Annotated in this window: 23 protein-coding genes and 1 pseudogene; 10 read left to right on the top strand and 14 right to left on the bottom strand. The window is 72.7% G+C overall.

The features are described 5' to 3' along the window. Positions 1–15 precede the first annotated feature (15 nt). Positions 16–573: a helix-turn-helix domain-containing protein gene (locus tag ACFOX0_RS09695; protein WP_377543763.1), complete on the top strand. Its 558-nt coding sequence runs from the start codon at positions 16–18 to the stop codon at positions 571–573. Positions 574–619: 46 nt separating this feature from the next. Further along, a complete protein-coding gene (locus tag ACFOX0_RS09690; RefSeq protein ID WP_377543760.1) occupies positions 620–1,006 on the top strand; it encodes a VOC family protein in 387 nt (128 codons plus the stop codon). 28 nt (positions 1,007–1,034) lie between these two features. Here ACFOX0_RS09690 and ACFOX0_RS09685 read toward each other — a convergent pair whose 3' ends face one another. Then, positions 1,035–1,910, bottom strand: coding sequence for a carbon-nitrogen hydrolase family protein (locus ACFOX0_RS09685; RefSeq protein ID WP_377543758.1), 876 nt, complete (start codon positions 1,908–1,910; stop codon positions 1,035–1,037). Between the two features lie 129 nt (positions 1,911–2,039). Here ACFOX0_RS09685 and ACFOX0_RS09680 point away from each other — a divergent pair, with 129 nt between their 5' ends. The 6 genes from ACFOX0_RS09680 to ACFOX0_RS09655 all read left to right on the top strand — a co-directional run bounded on the left by ACFOX0_RS09680 (position 2,040) and on the right by ACFOX0_RS09655 (position 7,234). Continuing rightward, positions 2,040–2,612: a TetR/AcrR family transcriptional regulator gene (locus tag ACFOX0_RS09680; protein WP_377543756.1), complete on the top strand. Its 573-nt coding sequence runs from the start codon at positions 2,040–2,042 to the stop codon at positions 2,610–2,612. Positions 2,613–2,692: 80 nt separating this feature from the next. Next, positions 2,693–3,595 (top strand): TIGR04222 domain-containing membrane protein, encoded by a 903-nt coding sequence (locus tag ACFOX0_RS09675; RefSeq protein WP_377543753.1) that lies wholly within the window; start codon positions 2,693–2,695, stop codon positions 3,593–3,595. 178 nt (positions 3,596–3,773) lie between these two features. Next, positions 3,774–4,688 (top strand): TIGR04222 domain-containing membrane protein, encoded by a 915-nt coding sequence (locus tag ACFOX0_RS09670; protein ID WP_377543751.1) that lies wholly within the window; start codon positions 3,774–3,776, stop codon positions 4,686–4,688. After that, entirely contained in the window at positions 4,685–5,596 is a 912-nt protein-coding gene (locus ACFOX0_RS09665) for a DUF692 domain-containing protein (protein ID WP_377543749.1), read from the top strand. The genes ACFOX0_RS09670 and ACFOX0_RS09665 overlap by 4 nt, the downstream gene beginning before the upstream one ends. A 233-nt stretch (positions 5,597–5,829) precedes the next feature. Continuing rightward, the gene (locus tag ACFOX0_RS09660) at positions 5,830–6,237 is read left to right on the top strand and encodes a hypothetical protein (RefSeq protein ID WP_377544235.1); all 408 of its coding nucleotides are present in this window, start codon (positions 5,830–5,832) and stop codon (positions 6,235–6,237) included. Positions 6,238–6,475: 238 nt separating this feature from the next. Further along, positions 6,476–7,234: an SDR family oxidoreductase gene (locus ACFOX0_RS09655; protein WP_377543746.1), complete on the top strand. Its 759-nt coding sequence runs from the start codon at positions 6,476–6,478 to the stop codon at positions 7,232–7,234. Positions 7,235–7,471: 237 nt separating this feature from the next. Here the strand turns inward: ACFOX0_RS09655 and ACFOX0_RS09650 are convergent, their stop codons facing one another. After that, entirely contained in the window at positions 7,472–8,689 is a 1,218-nt protein-coding gene (locus ACFOX0_RS09650) for an RNA-guided endonuclease InsQ/TnpB family protein (protein WP_377543744.1), read from the bottom strand. After that, positions 8,690–8,800: pseudogene (locus ACFOX0_RS09645) on the bottom strand (transposase); the annotation flags it as partial. It lies immediately after the preceding gene. 573 nt (positions 8,801–9,373) lie between these two features. Here ACFOX0_RS09645 and ACFOX0_RS09640 point away from each other — a divergent pair. Then, positions 9,374–9,718 (top strand): hypothetical protein, encoded by a 345-nt coding sequence (locus ACFOX0_RS09640; RefSeq protein WP_377543742.1) that lies wholly within the window; start codon positions 9,374–9,376, stop codon positions 9,716–9,718. A 75-nt stretch (positions 9,719–9,793) separates the two neighbouring features. Here the strand turns inward: ACFOX0_RS09640 and ACFOX0_RS09635 are convergent, their stop codons facing one another. From ACFOX0_RS09635 to ACFOX0_RS09620, 4 genes are all read right to left on the bottom strand, one after another. Next, a complete protein-coding gene (locus tag ACFOX0_RS09635) occupies positions 9,794–11,776 on the bottom strand; it encodes an ABC transporter ATP-binding protein (RefSeq protein WP_377544233.1) in 1,983 nt (660 codons plus the stop codon). Positions 11,777–11,919: 143 nt separating this feature from the next. Then, a complete protein-coding gene (locus tag ACFOX0_RS09630) occupies positions 11,920–12,687 on the bottom strand; it encodes an enoyl-CoA hydratase/isomerase family protein (RefSeq protein ID WP_377543740.1) in 768 nt (255 codons plus the stop codon). 46 nt (positions 12,688–12,733) lie between these two features. Further along, positions 12,734–12,961, bottom strand: a complete 228-nt coding sequence (locus ACFOX0_RS09625) for a helix-turn-helix domain-containing protein (protein ID WP_095566055.1) — start codon at positions 12,959–12,961, stop codon at positions 12,734–12,736. A 403-nt stretch (positions 12,962–13,364) separates the two neighbouring features. Further along, a complete protein-coding gene (locus ACFOX0_RS09620) occupies positions 13,365–14,969 on the bottom strand; it encodes an ABC-F family ATP-binding cassette domain-containing protein (RefSeq protein WP_377543737.1) in 1,605 nt (534 codons plus the stop codon). Positions 14,970–15,219: 250 nt separating this feature from the next. On the opposite strand from ACFOX0_RS09620, the gene ypfJ reads away from it, so the two are divergent. Then, the gene (gene ypfJ / locus ACFOX0_RS09615) at positions 15,220–16,128 is read left to right on the top strand and encodes a KPN_02809 family neutral zinc metallopeptidase (protein ID WP_377543734.1); all 909 of its coding nucleotides are present in this window, start codon (positions 15,220–15,222) and stop codon (positions 16,126–16,128) included. A gap of 87 nt (positions 16,129–16,215) precedes the next feature. Here ypfJ and ACFOX0_RS09610 read toward each other — a convergent pair whose 3' ends face one another. The 7 genes from ACFOX0_RS09610 to sufD all read right to left on the bottom strand — a co-directional run bounded on the left by ACFOX0_RS09610 (position 16,216) and on the right by sufD (position 21,735). Beyond that, on the bottom strand, positions 16,216–16,842 hold the full coding sequence (locus tag ACFOX0_RS09610; protein ID WP_377543732.1) for a LysE family transporter: 627 nt from the start codon (positions 16,840–16,842) through the stop codon (positions 16,216–16,218). 281 nt (positions 16,843–17,123) lie between these two features. Then, positions 17,124–17,528, bottom strand: a complete 405-nt coding sequence (locus ACFOX0_RS09605) for a metal-sulfur cluster assembly factor (RefSeq protein ID WP_377544231.1) — start codon at positions 17,526–17,528, stop codon at positions 17,124–17,126. A 146-nt stretch (positions 17,529–17,674) separates the two neighbouring features. Then, complete coding sequence (gene sufU / locus ACFOX0_RS09600; protein ID WP_377543729.1) at positions 17,675–18,148, bottom strand: Fe-S cluster assembly sulfur transfer protein SufU; 474 nt, start codon at positions 18,146–18,148, stop codon at positions 17,675–17,677. Then, positions 18,148–19,452 carry a cysteine desulfurase gene (locus ACFOX0_RS09595; protein WP_377543727.1) on the bottom strand — a complete coding sequence of 435 codons (1,305 nt, stop codon included), beginning with the start codon at positions 19,450–19,452 and terminating at the stop codon, positions 18,148–18,150. Before ACFOX0_RS09595 ends, sufU begins: the two co-directional genes overlap by 1 nt. A 32-nt stretch (positions 19,453–19,484) precedes the next feature. Beyond that, positions 19,485–20,258, bottom strand: coding sequence for a Fe-S cluster assembly ATPase SufC (gene sufC / locus ACFOX0_RS09590; RefSeq protein WP_377543724.1), 774 nt, complete (start codon positions 20,256–20,258; stop codon positions 19,485–19,487). Further along, complete coding sequence (locus ACFOX0_RS09585) at positions 20,255–20,593, bottom strand: non-heme iron oxygenase ferredoxin subunit (protein ID WP_377543721.1); 339 nt, start codon at positions 20,591–20,593, stop codon at positions 20,255–20,257. Before ACFOX0_RS09585 ends, sufC begins: the two co-directional genes overlap by 4 nt. Further along, the gene (sufD, locus tag ACFOX0_RS09580; RefSeq protein WP_377543718.1) at positions 20,593–21,735 is read right to left on the bottom strand and encodes a Fe-S cluster assembly protein SufD; all 1,143 of its coding nucleotides are present in this window, start codon (positions 21,733–21,735) and stop codon (positions 20,593–20,595) included. Before sufD ends, ACFOX0_RS09585 begins: the two co-directional genes overlap by 1 nt. Positions 21,736–21,760: the final 25 nt, after the last annotated feature.

Genomic DNA, 21,760 nt, shown 5'->3' with positions numbered 1-21,760 from the left:
GGAACAGTCCGGCAGGTGGCCACCGGGGAGGTCCGCACGGCCGCCGGACCGGTCCGCGTGGCCCGTTGTGGACGATCCGCCGAAGGTGCGACCGGCCGGGGCGAACGGCCGGGCCCGGCCGGCCGCCACGAACGCCGCGCCATCGGCTACCGTCCGCCGCTGGCGATAGCCTGCGGGGCGTGGGTGGAGGCGGTCCTGCTGGCCCGGGCGGCCGGGGCGCCGGCCGCGGACCCGGCGGTCACGGTCGCGGCGGCCGTCCTGCACCGGGGCGCCACCGTGGCCGAGGTGGAGGACCGCCTCGGTTGGACCCGGCGACGGTTGGCCAGCAGGTTCGGGGACCGGGTCGGGATCACGCCGAAGCGGTTCGCCCGGGTGCGCCGGTTCCAGCGGCTGCTCGGTGCGGTCACCACCGACGCCCGGCACGGCCTGGCACCGGACTGGGCCCGGCTCGCGGCGGAGCACGGCTACCACGACCAGGCCCACATGATCCACGACTTCCGGGCGTTCGCCGGGTTCAGCCCGACCGCGTACCGGCCCCGGTCGGACGGCGCCCGGAACCACGTCCCGGCATGACCCATTTCTACAATCGCCCGGCCGGCCGGCGGTTCATGCTGACCGGATGACCGAGATCCAGAACCTCTATCCGAAACTGGTGGTCGCCGACGCCGCGGCCGCGATCGACTTCTACCGGAGCGCCTTCGGCGCGCGGGAGACCGCCCGGTACACCGACGACGGCGGCAGTGTCGTCCACGCGGAGGTCACCATCGGGACCTTCACCGTCGCGCTCAAGGACGAGGGGTACGGGGACACCGCGCCGACCTCGACCGGCGGACCGCCGGTGATCATGGCACTCGACGTCTCCGACGCCGACGCGATCGAGGCGGCCGCGACCAACGCCGGTGCCGTCGTCGTCCACCGGGTGCGCGACCAGCCCCACGGCGGGCGGGCCGGCCGGATCGCCGACCCGTTCGGGCACCAGTGGATGATCTCCCAGCGAACGGAATGACCGCTTCGGGCGCCGGCCCGGCCACGCCTCACCCGGTGAGGTCGCCGACGGTCGCCCGGTCCGTTCCCTGGTCGGGGAGCCGGTCGGCGAGCATCGGGTGCGCCGCCCGGACCTCGGCCAGCACGGCGGGTTCGCAGCTGGCGACGACGATGGCCGTTCCGTGGTCCGGTGCGCGACGCAGCGGGCGACCCTCCGGGTCGTAGACGGCGGCACCGCCGTTGAACCGCCACGGCGGCGGACCACCGACCGGGTTGGCGAAGACGACGTACATGGTGTTCTCCAGGGCCCGGGCCGGGTAGTAGAGATCCCGCCGGTGCTGCGAACCGTCCCGGTAGGCGGCCGGACAGAGGTAACCGTGCGCGCCGTCGTCGGCCGCGGCCCGGCCGTGCTCGGGGAAGCAGCCGTCGTAGCAGACGCCCAACCCCAGCCGCCACCCGTCGACCAGCAGGGTGGCACCGCGCCGGCCCGGGACGAACAACTCCCGTTCGTCCGGACCGCACAGGTGCTGCTTGTCGTACCCGCAGGTGACCTGGCCGGTCCGGTCGACCAGCAGGGCCGAACAGGCCCGCCGGCCGTCGGGGTGGCGGACCGCCGCGCCGACCACCACGACGACCCGGGCGTCCCGGGCGGCCAGCCGCAGCGGGTCCAGCCGGGGATCGTCGACCCGGCCCGCGTGGTCCGCGGCCAGGTCGGTGCCGGCCGGGTCGGCCCGCAGCGTATCCGGGTGGTACGCCGGCAGGAACAACTCCGGCAGCACCGCCACGGCCGCTCCCTCGGCCCCGGCCGCCGTGACCGTCCGGGCGGCGGTGGCCGCGTTGCCGGCCAGATCACCGGGGACCGCCTCGGCCTGCACCGCCGCCACCCGCAGCGGATCGGTCGGTAGCTCCCAGGACTGTGTCGACACGCCGCCGATGGTAGGGGGTCACCCGCCGCTGCGGCCACCGTCGGCGGGTGAGCGCGGGGTGGCGCGCCGCGTATTAACAAGCCGTACGTACGGATTGCATTGGCTTCCGGTACCTGTCACGATCGACTGGTGCCCAGGGTAAGCCAGGACCAGTTGGACGCGCGCCGCCAGGAGATCCTGGCCGCGGCGCGCGCCTGTTTCGCGCGGCACGGTTACGAGGGCGCCACGGTCCGGCGGCTGGAGGAGGCGACCGGCCTGTCCCGCGGCGCGATCTTCCACCACTTCCGGGACAAGGACTCGCTCTTCCTCGCCGTCGCCGAGGACGACGCGGCCGCCATGGTCGAAACGGTCGCCCGCAACGGCCTGGTCCAGGTGATGCGGGACCTGCTGGCCCGGGCGACGTCGCCGGACACCGCCGGCTGGCTCGGCAGCCAACTGGAGGTCTCCCGGCGGTTACGGACCGATCCGGAGTTCGCCAAGCGTTGGGCCGAGCGGTCCGCGGCGATCGCCGCGGCCACCCGGGACCGGCTGGCCCGGCAACGGGAGGCGGGCGTGCTGCGCGACGACGTACCGATCGAGGTGTTGACCCAGTTCCTGGAGCTGGCCTACGACGGCCTGGTGCTGCACCTGGCGATGGGCCGGCCGGCCGGCGACCTGGGCCGGGTGCTCGACCTGGTCGAGGAGGCCGTCCGCCGGCCCTGAAAAATTATGCCTCTCGATTCGTTGGTGTGCCTGCCGCACAATGATGGTGCCCCTGCATTCCACCTCGACAGGAGTGGCAGATGCGGACACTGGCGGCGAGCGGCGACACCTGGGGTATCCCCGGCCCGGCCTTTCTGCGGCTCTACCTGGCGGCGGCGGCACTGGTCGTGGTCGGCACGCTGCTCTACCGGGCGTGGGCCTTCGCCGGCAGCCGCGATCCCGGGTACGACCGGATCCACCCGCAACAGGCGGCCTACCTCAACGCCGGGGACCGGCTCGCGGTCTACACCGCGCTCGGCTGGTTGCGCAGCGCGGACGCGGTCGGCGTCGCCCACGACGGTGTGCTGACCACCACCGGCCGGCTGCCGACCGGGGCCACCCCGCTCAGCCGGGCCGTCTACCACGCCGCTGGCAACCGGACCCGGGCGGGTGACCTAATCGGGGACCAGCGGGTGGCCGACGCCCTCGACGAGTTGCGCCGGGATCTGGTCCGGCAAGGCCTGGCCGTCGACCCGGCCCGTCGCCGGATCGCCCGGCTCTTCCAGCTGGCCTGCTGGGCGTTGCTCGCGGTCGGCGGGCTCCGGCTGGTCACCGGCCTGTCCACCGGCAAGCCGGTCGGCTACCTGCTGGTCACCATCGTCGGCCTGGGCATCTGCTTCGCGCTGACCGGCCGGACACCGCGCCGGACCCGGGCCGGCGCCACCGCCGTGGCGAGCCTGCGCGACCGCAACCGGCACCTCGCGCCCAGCATGTCCCCCGCGTACGCCACCTACGGCGCGGCGGGAGCGGCGATGGGCATCGCCCTGTTCGGCACCGCCTCGCTCTGGGCGATGGACCCCGCGTTCGCCGGCCAGGCCCAGATCCAGCGGAACGCGCTGGCCGGTAGCGGCACCACGGGCGAGGGCGCCAGCTCCTGCGGCGGCTGCAGTTCCTGTGGGGGCGGTTGCGGCGGCTGCGGCGGGTGCGGCGGGTGCGGCGGCTGACCCGGTCGACGCGCGACGGCCGGACCTGGCGGTGGGACGCCCCGGCCGGCGACCTGGGCCGGGTGCTCGACCCGGTCGAGGAGGCCGTCCGCCGGCCCTGACCACGCAAGGCTGAGTCGCTGGCGTGCCTGCCGCACAATGATGGCGCCATGCACCCCATCCTCGACAGGAGCGGCAGATGCGGACACTGGCGGCGAGCGGCGACACCTGGGGCATCTCCGGTCCGGCCTTCCTGCGGTTCTACCTGGTGGCGGCGGCGGTGGTCGTGGCCGGCACGCTGTTGTACCGGGCCTGGGCCTTCGCCGGCAGGCGGGAACCCGGGTACGACCGGGTCCACCCGCAGCAGGCGGCCTACCTCAACGCCGGGGACCGGCTCGCGGTCTACACCGCGCTCGGCGGGTTGCGCGGCGCGGGCGCGCTCGGCATTGCCCCCGACGGGATGCTCACCACCACCGGCCCGATGCCGACCGGGTCCACCCCGCTCGACCAGGCCGTCTACAACGCGGCCGGCAAGCGGATCCGGGCCCGCGACCTGACCGGCGACCAGTGGGTGCGCACCGCCCTCGACGAGCTGCGTCAGGATCTGGTGCGGCGCGGCCTGGCGGTCGACCCGGCCCGCCGCGGCCTCGCCCTGATCTTCCAGTTGCTCACCTGGACGCTGCTCGGGCTCGGCGCGTTCCGGCTGGTCAACGGCCTGTCCAACGGAAAGCCGATCGGCTACCTGCTGATCACCGTCGTCGGGCTGGCCATCTGCTTCGCGCTGACCGGCCGGACACCGCGCCGGACCCGGGCCGGCAGCGCCGCGGTGGCGAGCCTGCGCGACCGCAACCGGCACCTCGCGCCGAACAAGTCCCCCGCGTACACCACCTACGGGTCCGCGGGAGCCGCGATGGGCATCGCGCTGTTCGGCACCGCCTCGCTCTGGGCGATGGACCCCGAGTTCGCCGGCCTGGCCCAGATCCACCGGGGCGCGGTGGCCACCGGCACGGGCTGGGGCAGCACGTCCTCCGGCGGGAGCAGCAGTTCCTGCAGTAGCGGCAGCTCCTGCGGTGGGGGCAGTTCCTGCGGCGGTGGCAGCGGGTGCGGCGGATGAACGGCCCACGGTGCGATCTCCGAATCTCGGCGGACGGCCGGACCGGGTCGGACCACGAGGACCGGACCGGGTCGGCGACCGGCGCGGGTATCGGTTCGGTGTGCGGGGTGGGGATCGGGTGGCGGCCGGAGATCGCCGGCTTCGTCGCCGACCTGCCCGGCCTGCGCTTCGTCGAGGTGGTCGCCGAGTCGGTGGGCGGTCACCACCCCGTACCCGAAGGGCTGGCCGCGCTGCGCGGGCGGGGTGTCGCGGTCGTGCCGCACGGGGTACGGCTCTCCCTGGGCGGCGCCGAACCGGTCCAGCCGGACCGGGTGGCCCACCTGGCCGAGGTGGCCGAGCTGTTCGACGCGCCGCTGGTCAGCGAACACATCGCGTTCGTCCGGGCCGGTGACGTGGAGGCCGGGCACCTGCTGCCGCTGCCCCGCACCCGGGAGGCGGTCGACGCGATGGTCGCCAACGTCCGGCGCACCCAGGAGGAACTGCCGGTGCCGCTGGCGCTGGAACCGATCGCGGCGGTCTTCGACTGGCCCGACGACGAACTCGACGAGGCCACGTTCCTCACCGAGATCCTGGACCGTACCGGCGCGCTGCTGCTGCTCGACCTCGCCAACGTGTACGCCAACGCCCGCAACCGGGGCGACGACCCGCTCGCCCTGCTCGACCGGCTGCCGCTGGACCGGATCGGCTACGTCCACGTGGCGGGCGGTGCCGAGCACGGCGGCGTCTACCACGACACGCACGCCGATCCGGTGCCCGGACCGGTGCTCGACCTGATCGGCGAACTCGCGGCGCGGCGTCGACCCCCGGCGTTGATGCTGGAACGCGACGGGTCGTACCCGCCGGCCGAGGCGCTGCGCGGCGAGTTGGACGCCATCGCCGCGGCCGCCGGCCATCCGAGGGTGACATGATCGACGGCTCCGCCCCACCCCGGCACCCCGACCCGGAGGCCACCCCACCCCGGCACCCCGACCCGGAGGCCACCCCACCCCGGCACCCCGACCCGGAGGCCACCCCACCCCGGCGCCCCGACGCGGAAGCCGCCTCACCCCGGCACCCGGAGACCGGGGCCACGGCCGGGCGCCGCCGGCCGGCGGAGGACCCGACCGCGCCGCTCGGCGGGCTCGCCGCCCGGCAGGCCGAACTGGTGGCGGCCCTGGTGGCCGGGGCGCCCGTACCGGCGGGTTTCGACGCCCGGTTGGTCGGCGTGGCCCGCGCGGCCCTGCTGCGCAAGCGGGCCGGCGAGGTGGCCCGGCACTGGCCGCTGCTGGCCGCCGGCACACCGTGGCCGGCCACCTTCGCCGGCTGGGCCGACGGGCGGCCGACCCGGGGCTCGCTGCGGGACGGCTGGGACCTCGCCCGGGATCTCGCCGCGACCGGGCGGCTGCCCGCCACGGCCGCCGAGGAGTTGGCCGTGCGCGAGGCCGCCTGGCGCTACGACGGCGATCAGGCCCCCCGACCCCGCCGGTTCCCGACCGTACGCCGGGCCGGCCGCGCCGTGGTCGTCCAGCTGGCGGGCCGGGTTTGGGTGCTCCGCGCGCCCGACGGCTGAGCCCTCCGCGACGGCGCCCGACCGGCGGCTGCGGGCGCCACGCCTCGCGGCGGCCGCGGTCCCGCCCGACGCGGGTGCCTCGCGGCGGTGCCGGCGCGGCGCGGTGCCGCGCGGTGCCGGTGCGCGGTGCCGGTGCGCGGTGCCGGTGCGCGGTGCCGGTGCGCGGTGCCGGTGCGGCGCGGTGCCGGCTGCGGTGCCGCGGTGGCGACCGCCCCGTCGGTACGGCAGGATCTCCGGTATGGATCTCGGACTGACCGACCGCGTCTACGTCCTGACCGGTGCCTCCCGGGGCCTCGGCTTCGCCACCGCGGAATGCCTGGTGGCCGACGGCGCCCGGGTGGTTCTCTCGGCCCGGGACGAGGCCGCGGTCGACGCGGCCGTACGACGGCTCGGCGCCGACCGCGCCGTCGGCCTGACCGCCGACCTCACCGACCCGCGGACCCCGACCCGGTTGGTGGACACCGCCCGGGAACGGTTCGGTCGACTAGACGGCGCGCTGGTCTCCGTCGGCGGCCCACCGGGCGGCACGGCCGCCCAGGTCACCGACGAGCAGTGGCGGACGTCGTTCGAGACGGTCTTCCTCGGCGCGGTACGCCTGTCCCGGACCATCGCCGCGGCGTTGACCGAGGGCGGCGCCATCGGTCTGGTGCTGTCCACCTCGGCCCGCACCCCGATCACCGGGCTGGGTATCTCCAACGGGCTGCGGCCCGGCCTCGCCGGGGTGGCCAAGGACCTGGCCGACGAGTACGGCCCACGCGGCGTACGGGTGGTCAGCCTGCTGCCCGGCCGGATCATGACCGACCGCAACCGGGAACTGTTTGCCGCCACCGGCGACGCGGACCGGGCCCGGGCCGAGGCCGAGGCGGCCATCCCGGTCCGCCGGCTCGGCGAGCCGGCGGAGTTCGGCCGGGTCGCCGCCTTCGTCCTCTCCCCCGCCGCGAGCTATCTGACCGGGCTGACCATCCCGGTCGACGGCGGCGCGTTGCGCGGGCTGTGACCGGCCGAGCCAGTCGCCCGGCCGCCGGGCGCGGACGGACGCCGGCGTTGCGTCCCCGTTCCCAGCCGGCGTCCGGGGCGACCAGCGACGCGCCACCGAAACCGAGTCGGGAGCAGGTCGCGGCGGCGGCCGGGACCACGATCCCGGACATCATCGCCGACGACCTGCGCGTGCTGTTCTGCGGCTTGACCTCTTCCCCATGGCTGGAGCCGGGGGATTCCCGTGGCTGGGGCGTGTTCACGCCGCCAGCCGTTCGGGTGGTTGGCGCTTCGCGGACCGCCCAATGGCGAGGTCTCCACGCCCGGTGACCGCCAGTCCAGCGGCCAGAATGTTCTTCGCGGCGTTCACGTCAGCGTTGTCCTGATGCCCGCAGGCTGCGCACCGGAAGACCGCTTGGCTCTCGCGGGACTCCCGGGCAACATGCTTGCAGGCGTTGCAGGTCTGCGACGTGAACGCAGGATTGACCTTGACCACGGTCGCGCCGTGATAGCGCGCCGCATGTTCCACCTTGAGCAGGAACCCGCCCCACCCCTTGGCCAGGATTGCCCGATTGAGGCCGGCTTTCTGCCGCACGTTCCGGCCGGGCCGCTCGATGGTGCCCTTCGCGCTGGCTGTCATGTTCCGCACCCGCAGGTTCTCCACGGCGACCAGGCCGTGTCCGCGCACCAGCCGTACGGCGGTCTGCGCGGCGAAGTCGGCGCGCCGCGCCCGGATGCGGGCGTTGAGCCGGCCGATCTGAGCGCGGGTCGCGTCCCGGCGTCCGGACCGCCGGTTACGGCCATGGGTCCGCAACGACCGAGCCAGGCGCTGCTGCAACCGCTTGACCCGTTTCGCTTCGCCCGGGGTGACGAACTCCCGGTCCATCATGTCGCCGTCGGATGTGGCGACCGCGACCGCGACGCCCCGGTCAACGCCGACTGGCGGTTTGCCGTTCGGGACAGCCTCGGTCACGCCGTCCTCGACGCAGAAGGAGATGTACCAGCGTCCGCCGTCGCGGGAGACGGTGGCGTTGCGGATAGTTCCGCCGATCGGGCGGGTCCAGCGGAACCGCACCGGCCCGAACTTCGGCAACCGCACCTCGCCCCACCGGCGGTTGAGCCGGCGTACCGCGATGTGGTTCGGGTCCGGGAACCGAAACGACGGGGCGGTCCGCGCCCGGGTCCGCCACCGCACCCGCCACGTGCCGTGCTCCCGGCACGCCCGGTCCAGGTCCCGGAGGGTCTGCTGCAAGGTGGGTGACGGAGCTTCGGCCAGCCACGCGCAGTCGGGATCCTTCTTCGCCTCGGCCATCTGCCGGGCCTGCTCGACGTAGGAGATGAATGCGCCCCGGCGCCGGTACTCACGACGCTGCTCCAAGGCGGTGTTCCACACCGACCGACACGCCGCGCCGACCCGACCGGCATAGGCAGCCTGATCAGGCGTGAAGGCCAGCAGGTAACGGCGGCCGGTCAGCATCTACCGCTGCTTCTGCTGCTCGACGTACCGCTTCACAGCGGCCACCGGAGCACCACCCGTGGTAGCCACGAAGTACGAATTGGTCCACAGCGTAGGCAGTCGAGACTTGAGGGTCACGCTGCGCACCCCGATCAACCCGCGGTGGCCGGGTCGCGCCGTCCGCCGCAATGCTCGCACCGGCCACGGTCACGCGGGTCCCGGTATCCGCGTAACGCCTCGACCAGGGCCCGTGCCACAGGCTGACTCAACGTGAGCCGAAGCTGATCGTCTCCGGCATGGAGGTCGACCGCCCCGGCCAGGGCGGCCTCAGGGTCGAGCGCGTCGATCCGGTCGACGAAATCCCGAAGGGCGGCGACGACATCGGGCAGTGGCGATGCGGGCATGCCTCACCTTAATCGTCCGACGGCCATGTCTCCCGTACCGGCGCGCCGCGCCACCCGACGGCCGAGCTACCGGCATTCGGACAAGGTCGTAATACGGACCGTTATACTTTCGATGCCCGAGGTGTGGCAGCGGCCCGACAGCGGTGCCACAGGGGCCGGCCTTTCTGACCGTCTACGCGCCTACAGACGATCACCGCCTAATCGTCGTCTGCAAGCGAACGGCGGACGGCGGGACCTGGACCACCTCCGTCGCACGCTAAGCGGGTATGAACGAACGGAAGATGTGGAGGAAATACACGTCATGACCAAGAAGCGCGGAGATGGTGGGAGCGAGACAGCGGACGAGGCCGCGGAATTCGCGATGAACAACGACCTTGGTGACCTGTTTGACGAGGCGGAGGTCGTCCGGGAACGCCGGCCCGCCAAGGTGGTCACAGCTCTGCGGATCGATCTCGGCATCCAGGCGGAACTGGAGGCCGCAGCCGCGGCCCGCGGGATCGGGGCGTCGACCCTGATGCGGCAGATCATTGAAGAATGGGTGGAAAGCCACCGGGGCACGGGCTCGCCCGACCAACTCGGTGAGCTGGTTCGCCACCTGGACGCGGCCCGTACCGCGGCCGCATCGCTCGCGCGAGACGCGGCCTGATCGCCCTCCACCAGCCGGGTGCGGCCCGACCGCCTTGGGCGACCGCAAGCTACGGGCGGCGGTCGGCGCGACGCGTCAGTTGGCCGCCGCCGGCGGCAGGGCCTCCTCGGCCACGTAGTCGCGCATCGGCATGGTGACGACGGGCTCCGGACCGACCGCGTCGGTGAACGGCGCCGGCGAGTCGGCCACCGCGAACTGGGTGCGGTACAGCTCGGCGTACAGGCCGCCGACGGCGACCAGTTCGTCGTGTCGGCCGCGCTCCACGATCCGCCCGTCGTCGAGCACCAGGATCTGGTCGGCGTCCCGCACCGTGGACAACCGGTGCGCGATCACCAGGGCGGTACGCCCGGCCAGCGCCACCGACAGCGCCCGCTGCACCGCCGCCTCGGACTCCGAGTCCAGGTGCGCGGTCGCCTCGTCGAGCACCACGATGGAAGGCGCCTTGAGCAGCAGCCGGGCGATGGCGATGCGTTGCTTCTCGCCGCCGGAGAACCGGTAGCCGCGCTCACCCACGATGGTGTCCAGCCCGTCCGGCAGCGACCGGACCAACTCGGCCACCTGCGCCCCCCGCAACGCCGCCCACAGTTCCTCGTCGGTGGCGTCCGGCTTGGCGTACCGGAGGTTGTCGGCGATGGTCTCGTGGAACAGGTGCGAGTCCTGGGTGACCACGCCGATCTCGTCCCGCAACGACGACAGGGTCGCGTCCCGGACGTCGACCCCGCCGACGCGGACCTCACCGTCGGTCACGTCGTAGATCCGGGACAGCAGCATCGACGTGGTGGACTTGCCGGCACCGGAGGGGCCGACCAGGGCCACCATCTGACCCGGTTCGACGGTGAACGAGACGCCCTTCAGCACCGGTTCGGAGACGGTCCGGTCCAGCGCGGCGACGTCCTCCAGCGAGGCCAGCGACACCTCGGCGGCGCTGGGGTAGCGGAACCGTACGTCGCGGAACTCCACCCGCCCGGCGCCGCGCGGGATCTGGACCGCGCCCGGCTTCTCGCCGATGGACGGGGTCAGGTCCAGCACCTCGAAGACCCGGTCGAACGACACCAGCGCGCTCATCACGTCCACCCGCACGTTGGACAGCGCCGTCAGCGGACCGTACAACCGGGTGAGCAGCAGGGCGAGGGTGACGACCGTACCGGCGCTGACCGCGCCGGTGACGGCGAGCCAGCCGCCGAGTCCGTAGGTGAGGGCCTGGGCCAGCGAGGCGACCAGCAGCATCGCCACGAAGAAGGTCCGGGAGTACATGGCGGACTGGATGCCGATGTCCCGTACCCGTTCGGCCCGGCCGGCGAACCGCTCCGCCTCCACCTCGGGCCGGCCGAAGAGCTTGACCAGCAGCGCGCCGGAGACGCCGAACCGTTCGGTCATGGTGGCGTTCATCTTGGCGTCGAGGTTGTACGACTCGCGGGTGATCTCCGCCAGCCGCCGGCCGACCCGGCGGGCCGGGATGATGAAGATCGGCAGCAGGACCAGTGACAACAGGGTGATCTGCCAGGAGAGGCTGAACATCACGCCGGCGGTGAGCACCAGCTGGATGATGTTGCTGACCACCCCGGAGAGCGTGGAGGTGAACGCCCGCTGGGCGCCGAGCACGTCGTTGTTGAGCCGACTGACCAGTGCCCCGGTCTGGGTCCGGGTGAAGAACTGCAACGGCATCCGCTGCACGTGGTCGTAGACCCGGGTGCGCAGGTCGAGAATGATGCCCTCGCCGATGCGGGCCGAATACCACCGCTGGGCCAGCGAGAACAGCGCGTCGACGACGGCCAGCCCGGCGATGACCAGGGCCAGCCGGACGACGGTGGCGCCCGCCGTGGAGCCGCCCTTGGTGATGGCGTTGACGACGTCGCCCGCCAGCACCGGGGTGGCCACCCCGATGACGGCGGAGATCACCACGGTCACCAGGAAGACGACGATGTCCCGCCGGTAGGGCTGGGCGAAAGCGACGATGCGGCGCGCCGTGCCGCGGCTCAGCCGGTGCCCGGAGACCTCGTCCTTGTTGCGCATCGACCGCAGCATGCTCCAGCTGCCGCCCATGCCTCCGCCGGCCATCGGGTGGGTCACCCGTCACCTCCGTGTCATGTGTCGGTCTCCGGTCCGTGCGGACCCAGTCTTCCCGACGCCTACGACAACCCGCGAAGTAACCCGTTTCTTCCCAGACGGTCCTTACCGCCGCCGGCCGGCTCAGCCGGCCGCTATTCGCCGACTCCCGCGAGATCGCGCAGCCGCCGGACCTGCGCCTCCCGCTCGGCCCGCAGCTGATCGGCCGCCGACCGTTCGCCGGCACCGGCGAGCAACGCCTTGATCTCGACGATCGCGTCCCGGTTGCCGGCCAGGATCGCGCCGGTCAGGTCGCCGACGGTGGCGTCCAGGTCCGCGCCGGGCACCACGACGGTGGCCAGCCCGAGCCGCGCGGCCTCGGCCGCGTCCAGCCGCCGGCCGGTCACACAGATCTCCAGCGCCCGGGCGTAGCCGACCAGATCCACCAGGCGCTTGGTCCCGGTCAGATCGGGCACCAGGCCCAGCGTCACCTCGGCCATCGCGAGGCTGGCGTCCTCGGCCAGCACCCGCAGGTCGCAGGCGAGGGCGAGTTGGAAGCCGGCGCCGATGGCGTGCCCCCGCACGGCGGCGACGGAGATCAGGTCGGGCCGGTGCAACCAGCTGAAGGCCGCCTGGAAACCGGCGATCTCGTCGGCCGCGCGCTCCGGCGGAAGGGTGGTCAACCGGGCCAGCGAACCGTCGCCGGCGCCGGCCACCACCGCGCGGTCGAGCCCGGCGGAGAAGGCGCGGCCTTCGCCGCGCACGACCACGACCCGGACGTCGCCGGGCAGGTCACGGGCAAAGTCCGCGATCGCCCGCCACATCGCGGGAGTCTGCGCGTTGAGCACGTCGGGCCGGCACAACGTCACCGTCGCCACCGGCCCGGCGCATTCGAGCCGTACGCCGCTGTCCACCGCGGTCACCGGGGACCCCGATTCGGGGCGGCTTCGGGCCAGGCTGACGGACGGATCACGCCTTCTTGCGGCGCCGGGCACCGCCGCGCTGGCGCAGCTGTACGCCGGACTCGGTGAGCACCCGGTGGATGAACCCGTAGGAACGGCCGGTCGAGGCCGCCAGGGCGCGGATGCTCTCGCCGGACGTGTACCGCTTCACCAGGTCCTTGGCGAGCGTCTGGCGCTCCGTCCCGACGATCCGGCGACCCTTCTCTGTGCTGGTGGCTGTGCCGGTGGCTGCCATGTTGATTCCTCACGTCGCAGACTGTGCGGTTCGATACGGTCCCACCTATTAGACCGCCTCGAACGATCATGCGCCAGATATCAACTCTTCGCCAACCGACACGCACAGCAATGTCAGTTTCCCGATAGCGTGAGCGGCGGGGGGCGACGACCGGTGTCCGGCCGGGGCACCGGGGCCGCCACCCCGGGTCGCACCGTAGCCTGCTCGCCGTGACCGACCTGCTGAGCACCGTTTTCGGCGCGGTGGCCGTCTTCGCCGGCACCGACATCGACGATCTGGTCGCGTTGACGGTGCTCTTCCTTTCCGCCCGGACGAGCGGTCGGCCACGACCCGGGCAGATCGTCGTCGGCCAATACGTCGGAATAGGCGTACTGGTGGCGGCGAGCCCCGGGTCGGCGGCGGCTCAGGCGAGTTCGACCAGTTCCAGCAGGTCGTCGCTCCAGGCGTCCTCGTCGCCGTCCGGCAGCAGGATCGCCCGGTCCGGCTTGAGCGCGAGCACGGCGCCCGGGTCGTGGGTGACCAGCACGATCGCGCCCGGATAGCGGGCGATGGCGTCCAGCACCTGCTCGCGGCTGACCGGGTCCAGGTTGTTGGTCGGCTCGTCCAACAGCAGCACGTTGGCCCCGGAACAGACCAGCGTGGCCAGCGCCAGCCGGGTCTTCTCGCCGCCGGACAGCACCCCGGCCGGCTTGTCGACGTCCTCGCCGGAGAACAGGAACGCGCCGAGGATCTTGCGGAGGTCGGTGTCGGTCTGCTCGAACGCGGCACTGCGCATGTGGTCCAGCACGGTCCGCTCGACGTCCAGGGTCTCGTGCTCCTGGGCGTAGTAGCCGAGCCGGAGACCGTGCCCCGGCCGGACCTCGCCGGTGTCCGGTTCGAGCAGCCCGCCGAGCATCCGCAGCAGGGTCGTCTTGCCGGCACCGTTGAGGCCGAGGATGGCCACCCGCGAGCCGCGGTCGACCGCGACGTCGACGTCGGCGAAGATCTCCAACGACCCGTACGACTTCGACAGGCCGGTGGCGGTCAGCGGGGTCTTGCCGCACGGGGCAGGGCTGGGGAACCGCACCTTCGCCACCTTGTCGGCGACCCGGACCTCCTCCAGGCCCGAGATCAGCTTCTCGGCCCGGCGGGCCATGTTCTGCGCGGCCACCGTCTTGGTGGCCTTGGCCCGCATCTTGTCCGCCTGGGCCATCAGCGCGCCGGCCTTCTTCTCGGCGTTGGCCCGTTCCCGGCGGCGACGACGCTCGTCGGTCTCCCGCTGTTCCAGGTACGCCTTCCAGCCGAGGTTGTACACGTCGACCACCGAGCGCGTGGCGTCCAGGAACCAGACCTTGTTGACCACCGACTCCAGCAGCGAGCCGTCGTGACTGATCACCACCAGCCCGCCCTTGTGGCCGGAGAGAAAGTTACGCAGCCAGGTGATCGAGTCGGCGTCCAGGTGGTTGGTCGGTTCGTCGAGCAGCAGGATGCCGCCGCCGTTCTCACCGGCGTCCCGGAACAGGATCCGGGCCAGCTCGATGCGCCGCCGCTGACCGCCGGAGAGGGTGCCGATGGTTTGGGCCAGGGCCCGGTCCGGCAGACCCAGGTTGGCGCAGATCCGGGCCGCCTCGGCCTCGGCCGCGTACCCGCCCAGCGAGGCGAACTGGTCCTCCAGCGCGCCGTACCGGCGGACCAGCCGGTCGTCGGCGCCGTCGGCGAGCTGCTGCTCGATCTGCTTCATGTCGGCCATCAGGACGTCCAGGCCGCGGGCGGAGAGCACCCGGTCCCGGCCGGTGACCTCCAGGTCACCGGTCCGCGGGTCCTGTGGCAGGTAGCCGATGGCGCTGCGTCGGTCGATCTGCCCGGCGTACGGCTGGCCCTCGCCGGCGAGCACCTTGAGGGTGGTGGTCTTGCCCGCGCCGTTTCGCCCGACCAGGCCGATCCGGTCTCCCGGCTGCACCCGCAGGGTGGTGTCGGACAGCAGGATCCGGGAACCGGCGCGCAGTTCCAGGCCGGAGACAGTGATCATGTCGGGAAAACTCGCTCTCGCAGGTCGAAGGCTGGCTCATGGGCGCACGCGAACCGGCCGGCGGGGATACTGCCTCCCGTCGCCCCGGAGCGGGTCAGTCTTCGCAGAGCAGCACGCGTCGATTGTACCGGGCCACCCGGGCGGAGCGCCGCGCGGATTACCAAGCAAGATCACCGGGTACCGAAATGCCCTCCGGACCCGTCCGGCGGCTAACGCGTGACAACAGGATGATTCAGCGATCGGGGTCGTGATGGAACTCAACGAGAACGCGGAGATCGACACCAGTCAGGTGGACGACCGGCGCGGAGGCGGTGGAGGCGGCGGGATGGGCTTCCCGATCCCCGGCGGCGGAGGCGGTCGGGGCGGCCTGATCAGCATCATCATCGCGGTGCTGGTCGCCCTGGTCGGCGGCGGCTTCGGGATCAGCCAACTGGGCGGCGGGGGCGGCGGTGACCAGCCGGCGGACAACTCCAGCCTGAACGCCGAGTGCAAGGCGCCGGACGCCACCAAGAAGCAGGACTGCCGCAACGTGCTGTACATCAACTCGATCCAGGCGTACTGGAAGACGGCGATGCCGGAGGCCTTCGGCCAGCAGTACAAGCCGGCGAACACCGAGTTCTTCAGCAACAACGTCAGCACCGGGTGTGGTCAGGCCGACTCCGGCGTCGGCCCGTTCTACTGCCCGGCGGACAAGCTCGTCTACATCGACCTCACCTTCTACGACGTGCTGAAGTCCGAGTTCGGGGTCAAGGGCGAGTTCCCGCAGCCGTACGTGCTGGCCCACGAGTACGGGCACCACGTCCAGGATCTGCTCGGCATCGAGGCCAAGGCCCAGGACGGCAAGACCGGCCCGAACTCCGGTTCGGTCCGGCTGGAGCTGCAGGCCGACTGCCTGGCCGGCTCCTGGGCGCACCACGCCACCGAGACCAAGGACAGCAAGGGCCAGGCCATCTTCAAGTCCATCGACCAGCAGGACATCCAGGACGCGGTGAAGACCGCGGGCGCGATCGGCGACGACGCCATCCAGCAGAAGTCCGGCCGGGGCAACGACCCGGGTTCGTACACCCACGGCACGTCGGCGCAGCGGCAGAAATGGTTCGAGCAGGGCTTCAACACCGGCGACCCGCGCAAGTGCGACACCTTCAGCGGCTCGATCTGAACGCCCGGCGCAGGCGGGCACGGCCCCGGTCATCCTCGGTCTGATGACCGGGGTCGTCCCGTGCCGCCCGGACAACGGCCGGCGCGGTCAGCGCAGCAGGTCGACGGCGAGCACCGCGATCAGGGTCGCGGAGACCAGTGCGGTGGCCAGCCGGCCGCGCGGGCCGGCCAGCAGCCGACCGACCAGCGACCCGCCGCCCGCGATCAGCAGCTGCCAGCTCGCCGACGCGGCGAACGCGCCGAGCACGAAGGCCACCGCCGTCGCCGGGGTGAACCGTCCGGCGCCCTGCCGCCCGACCACCAGCGCCGCGAAGTAGACCACCGTCAGCGGGTTGAGCAGGGTCAGGCCGAGCAGGCCGGCGTAGGCCCGCCCGGGCCGGCCGAGACCGGCCCGCTCGGCGGAGGTGGCGCCGGTCGGTGCGCGGTGCCGCCGGAGGGCGCCGCCCACCGTGTACGCGGCCATCGCGAGCAGGACGCCGGCGGCCACCAGCCGCAGCGGGCCGGCGGCCGGCGCGAGCAGTGCCGCGAGCGAGGCCCCGCCGAGCACCGCGACGGCCGCGTACAGGCCGTCGGCGGTCGCCACCCCGAGTGCCGCGGCCGCGCCGACCCGGAACGAGTGCCGGGCGCTGAGCCCGAGAACCAGCGCCGCGATGGCACCGACCGGGATCGCCACGCCGTAGCCGGCCACCAGGCCGGCCAGTACGGCGGCGGTCACGACGGCGGACGGTGGGACCTGCCGGACGTCGAGGCGCGACGCTGTCGCCGGCCGGCGGTGATCGCCGGGACGGGACGCGGTCGGCACGGGTACGGCGACGTCACCACCCCATCCAAAGCCCTGCCGCGTCCTCGGGTCGACCTATTTTCCGGGTGGCCCGCCCGACTTCACCCCGGTCGTCCCACCGGGCGACCGGGGCTCGGGGTGGGCCGGGCGTGGCCGCGTCCGTCTCGCTCGGCGTCGTACCGTCACCCGCCGACCGGAGTTCCCGCTTCCGACGGCTAGACGTTGAAACCCAGGGCGCGAAGCTGGTCGCGGCCCTCGTCGGTGATCTTGTCCGGACCCCACGGCGGAAGCCAGACCCAGTTGATCCGGAAGTCGTCGACCAGGCCGCCACCGGGACCGGTGGTCAACGCCTGCCGGGTCTGGTCCTCGATCACATCGGTCAGCGGGCAGGCCGCCGAGGTCAGGGTCATGTCCAGGGTGGCCACGTTCCCGTCGTCGACGTGCACCCCGTAGACCAGGCCGAGGTCGACCACGTTGATCCCGAGTTCCGGGTCCACGACGTCCTTCATCGCCTCCTCGACATCGGCGACGGCCGCCTTGCCACCGCCCGCGCTCGGGGCGTCGGCGGCCGGGGCATCGGCGGCTCGGTCCTCGGCGGCCGGAGTCGCCCCGCCGGACACGGGAGCGACGTCACCGGCGGTCGCCGGAGCCTCGTCCGCGCCGACCGAGGCGGCCACCGCGCCCGCGGTCGCCGGAGCCGCGTCGGTGCCGTCCATCGTTCCGCTCTCCTCGCTCGTTTCCTCGCCACGCTCGCTCATGACGTCCCTCATGCCGTTACCTCCGGACTCATCTCCACGCCGGCCCGGGCCACCGCGTCCTTGAACGCCATCCACGGCAGCAGGGCGCACTTCACCCGGGCCGGGAACCGGGCCACCCCGGCGAACGCCACACCGTCGCCCAGCAACGCCTCGTCCGGCGTCACCTGGCCCCGGCCCGACATGAACTCCACGAACGCGCCGTGCACCACCCGGGCCTCGTCCAGCCGCTGGGCACTGAGCAGCTCGTGCAGGACGCTGGCCGACGCCTGGCTGATCGAACAGCCCATCCCGTCGTACGAGATGTCGGCCAGCAGGTCCGCGTCCACCGCCACCCGGACGGTCACCTCGTCGCCGCAGGTCGGGTTGACGTGGTGCGCCTCGGCGACGCGCAGCGCCGGATCGGCCGGATCGCGCAGGCCCCGCCCGTGCGGGTGCTTGTAGTGGTCCAGGATGATCTCCTGGTAGAGCTGGTCCAGTTGCATCAGCCGAACACCTTCCGCGCCTGTTCGAGCCCCCGCACCAGGGCGTCGATCTCACCCGTGGTGGTGTACAGGTAGAACGAGGCGCGGGTCATCGCCGGTACGCCGTACCGGACGCAGGTCGGGCGGGCGCAGTGGTGTCCCACCCGCACCTGTACGCCCTGCGCGTCGAGCACCTGACCCACGTCGTGCGGGTGGACGCCGTCCAGGGCGAACGAGATCGTGCCGCCCCGACCGATCGGCACGTTCGGCCCGAACACCCGCAGGCCGGGCACCGTGCCGAAGGCCTCCAGCGCGTACGCCGTCAGCTCCTTCTCGTGCCACTGGACGGCGCGCATGCCGATCCCGGTCAGGTAGTCGACCGCGGCGCCCAGCGCGACCGCCTCGGCGATCGGCGGGGTGCCCGCCTCGAACCGGGCCGGCGGCGGCGCGAACGTCGACCCGTCCATCGTCACCGTCTCGATCATCGAGCCGCCGCCGAGCACCGGCGGCATGGCCGCGAGCAGCTCACCCCGGCCCCAGAGCACCCCGATGCCGGTCGGCCCGCACATCTTGTGCCCGGTGAAGGCGATGAAGTCGGCGTCGTAGTCGACCACGTCCATCGGCATGTGCGGCACCGACTGCGAGCAGTCCAGCAGCAGCAGCGCGCCGACCTGGCGGACCCGTTCGGTGATCCGGGCGGTGGCGTTGACGGTGCCGAGGACGTTCGACATGTGCACCAGCGACACCAGCTTGGTGCGCTCGTTCACCAGCTCGTCGAGGTTGCTCTCGTCCAGCCGGCCGCCCTCGGTGACCCCGAACCAGCGCAGCGTGGCGCCGGTGCGCCGGCAGAGCAGCTGCCACGGCACGATGTTCGAGTGGTGCTCCATCTCGGAGATCACCACCTCGTCGCCGGGACCGAGCCGGAACCTGGGGTCACCGTCCGCTTCCAGCGAGGCGTTCGAGAAGGCGTACGCGACCAGGTTGATCGCCTCGGTGGAGTTCTTGGTGAACACCACCTCGTCCGGACTGGGCGCGTTGACGAACGCCGCGACCTTCGCCCGCGCCCCCTCGTACGCCTCGGTGGCCTCGGTGCCCAGCGCGTGCACCGACCGGGACACGTTGGCGTTGTGCCGCTCGTAGTGGTCGCGCAGCACGTCGAGCACCTGGCGCGGCTTGTGCGAGGTGTTGGCGCTGTCGAGATAGACCAACGGGTGGCCGTTGATCTCCCGGGACAGGATAGGGAAGTCGGCCCGGACCCGGTCGACGTCGAAGCGGGGCACGTCGTCGTACTGCGGCATGCCCGGCGGGATCGCGATGGTGGTCATCTCGGCGGCGCCCCTTCGCTGTCGGCTCTGACTCAGGCCCGCGCGGCACCAGCGCCGGCGACGTACCGCTCGTAACCCTCGGCCTCGAGCTGCTCGGCCAGCTCCGGGCCGCCCTCCTCGACGATCCGACCGCCGACGAAGACGTGCACGAAGTCCGGCTTGATGTAGCGCAGGATCCGGGTGTAGTGGGTGATCAGCAGCAGGCCGGTCTCGCCGGTCTCGCGGACCCGGTTGACGCCCTCGCTGACCACCCGCAGCGCGTCGATGTCGAGCCCGGAGTCGGTCTCGTCCAGCACGGCCACCTTGGGCTTGAGCAGTTCGAGCTGCACGATCTCGTGCCGCTTCTTCTCGCCGCCGGAGAAGCCCTCGTTGACGTTGCGCTGGGCGAACGCCGGGTCCATCTGCAGCCGCTCCATCGCGCCGCGCAGCTCGCCGGCCCAGGTGCGCAGCTTCGGCGCCTGGCCGTCGACGGCGGTCTTGGCGGTACGCAGGAAGTTGGCCACCGACACGCCCGGCACCTCGACCGGGTACTGCATGGCCAGGAACAGTCCGGCCCGGGCCCGCTCGTCGACGGTCATCGCGAGCACGTCCTCGCCGTCGAGCGTGACCGTGCCGCCGGTGATCTCGTACTTCGGGTGGCCGGCGATCGAGTAGGCCAGGGTGGACTTGCCCGAGCCGTTCGGGCCCATGATTGCGTGCGTCTCCCCTGCCTTCACGGTCAGGTCGACGCCCGCCAGGATCGGCTTCAGCTCACCCTCGGGCAGCTTGACCGACACCTTCAGGTCGCGGATCTCCAGAACGCTCATGGTGCGGTTACTCCATTGCTCGGCGTCAGAGCGACGTAGATGTCGCCGTCGCGGACTTCGACGGGATAGACGGGTACGGGTTCGGTGGCCGGCAGCCCGGTCGGCTCGCCGGTGCGCAGGTCGAAGCGGGAACCGTGCAGCCAGCACTCCAGCGTGCAGCCGTCCACCTCGCCCTCGGACAGCGCCACGGCGGCGTGCGAGCACTCGTCGTACACGGCGTAGAAGTTGCCGTCCTCGGCGTGCACGACGGCCAGGTCGGTGTCGTCGACGGTGGCCCGGATCGCGGTCCCCTTCGGGATGTCCTCGGCGGAGCAGATCCGGATCGGCTCGGCCATCAGGCACCCGCCTTGAGCAGCCGGTCCTCGATCGCCTGGCCGAGCCGCTCGCGCAGCTCCTCGACCGGGATCTTGTTGATCAGCTCGGCGAAGAAGCCGCGGACCACCAGCTTGCGCGCCTCGGACTCCGGGATGCCCCGGGCCATCAGGTAGAACAGCTGCTCGTCGTCGAACCGGCCGGTCGCGCTGGCGTGGCCCGCGCCGGCCACCTCGCCGGTCTCGATCTCCAGGTTCGGTACCGAGTCGGCCCGGGCGCCGTCGGTCAACACCAGGTTGCGGTTGATCTCGTACGTCTCGGTGCCGGTCGCCGCGGCCCGGATCAGCACGTCGCCGACCCAGACGGTGTGCGCGCTGGCGCCCTGCAACGCGCCCCGGTAACCGACGTAGCTGCGGCAGTCCGGTACGGAGTGGTCGACCAGCTGGCGGTGCTCCTGGTGCTGCCCGCCGTCGGCGAAGTAGAGGCCGTACAGCTCCGCCTCGCCGCCCCGGTCGGCGTACTCCACGCTGGTGTACTGCCGGACCAGGTCGCCGCCCAGGGTGACCTGGACGTGGTTGACCTTGGCGTCCCGGCCGAGTCGGATCTTGAGATGCTGGGCCTGCACCGCGTCCGGCGCCCAGTCGGCGACCGTGACCAGGGTCAGCTTCGCGCCGTCGGCGACCGCGACCTCGACGTTGTCGGCCAGGGTCGTCGAGCCGACCTGTTCCAGCACCACGGTCGCCTCGGCGAACCGGCCGACCTCGACGAAGGTGTGCCCGTAGGCCACCCCGTCGGTGCCGCCGCCGATCACCCGGACCAGCGCCGGCGCGGCGAGCACCGCGTCCGCCGCCACCGACACCAGCACCGCCTGCTCGGCGGCGCCGTAGGCCAGGGCGCTGACCCGGTCGAACGGGGTGAGCACGCTGCCCACCCGCGGGTCCTTCCGGGGCATCGGGGTGACCGTCACGCCGGGCGGCAGTTGCCCGTACTCGTGCCGGATCGCGCCGGTGGCGGCCGGCGTGCCGGTGGCCAGCCCGCGCAGCCGCTTCAGCGGGGTGAACCGCCACTCCTCCTCCAGCCCGGTGAGGGCCGGGAAGTCCGCGACGTCGTACGAGCGCAGCGCCTGCGACTTGGTCGTGGGCGGCGCGATTGCCTGCGTGCTCATCTCATCCTGTCCTACTGCGCGAACG

It is taken from the genome of Micromonospora zhanjiangensis, assembly GCF_042650605.1.
In the GTDB taxonomy this organism is placed as follows: domain Bacteria; phylum Actinomycetota; class Actinomycetes; order Mycobacteriales; family Micromonosporaceae; genus Micromonospora_J; species Micromonospora_J zhanjiangensis.
The sequence above is the reverse complement of the archived record's forward strand: the minus strand, read 5'-3'. Positions and strand labels throughout refer to the sequence as shown.

What these genes read in the sequence shown, in the direction of transcription:
- ACFOX0_RS09690 (WP_377543760.1), top strand. Translation starts at nt 620, where the DNA reads ATGACCGAGATCCAGAACCTCTATCCGAAACTGGTGGTCGCCGACGCC.
- ACFOX0_RS09675 (WP_377543753.1), top strand. Translation starts at nt 2,693, where the DNA reads ATGCGGACACTGGCGGCGAGCGGCGACACCTGGGGTATCCCCGGCCCG.
- ACFOX0_RS09670 (WP_377543751.1), top strand. Translation starts at nt 3,774, where the DNA reads ATGCGGACACTGGCGGCGAGCGGCGACACCTGGGGCATCTCCGGTCCG.
- ACFOX0_RS09665 (WP_377543749.1), top strand. Translation starts at nt 4,685, where the DNA reads ATGAACGGCCCACGGTGCGATCTCCGAATCTCGGCGGACGGCCGGACC.
- ACFOX0_RS09655 (WP_377543746.1), top strand. Translation starts at nt 6,476, where the DNA reads ATGGATCTCGGACTGACCGACCGCGTCTACGTCCTGACCGGTGCCTCC.
- ACFOX0_RS09650 (WP_377543744.1), bottom strand. Translation starts at nt 8,689, where the DNA reads ATGCTGACCGGCCGCCGTTACCTGCTGGCCTTCACGCCTGATCAGGCT.
- ACFOX0_RS09640 (WP_377543742.1), top strand. Translation starts at nt 9,374, where the DNA reads ATGACCAAGAAGCGCGGAGATGGTGGGAGCGAGACAGCGGACGAGGCC.
- ACFOX0_RS09635 (WP_377544233.1), bottom strand. Translation starts at nt 11,776, where the DNA reads ATGGCCGGCGGAGGCATGGGCGGCAGCTGGAGCATGCTGCGGTCGATG.
- ACFOX0_RS09625 (WP_095566055.1), bottom strand. Translation starts at nt 12,961, where the DNA reads ATGGCAGCCACCGGCACAGCCACCAGCACAGAGAAGGGTCGCCGGATC.
- ACFOX0_RS09620 (WP_377543737.1), bottom strand. Translation starts at nt 14,969, where the DNA reads ATGATCACTGTCTCCGGCCTGGAACTGCGCGCCGGTTCCCGGATCCTG.
- ypfJ (WP_377543734.1), top strand. Translation starts at nt 15,220, where the DNA reads ATGGAACTCAACGAGAACGCGGAGATCGACACCAGTCAGGTGGACGAC.
- sufU (WP_377543729.1), bottom strand. Translation starts at nt 18,148, where the DNA reads ATGCAACTGGACCAGCTCTACCAGGAGATCATCCTGGACCACTACAAG.
- ACFOX0_RS09595 (WP_377543727.1), bottom strand. Translation starts at nt 19,452, where the DNA reads ATGACCACCATCGCGATCCCGCCGGGCATGCCGCAGTACGACGACGTG.
- sufC (WP_377543724.1), bottom strand. Translation starts at nt 20,258, where the DNA reads ATGAGCGTTCTGGAGATCCGCGACCTGAAGGTGTCGGTCAAGCTGCCC.
- ACFOX0_RS09585 (WP_377543721.1), bottom strand. Translation starts at nt 20,593, where the DNA reads ATGGCCGAGCCGATCCGGATCTGCTCCGCCGAGGACATCCCGAAGGGG.
- sufD (WP_377543718.1), bottom strand. Translation starts at nt 21,735, where the DNA reads ATGAGCACGCAGGCAATCGCGCCGCCCACGACCAAGTCGCAGGCGCTG.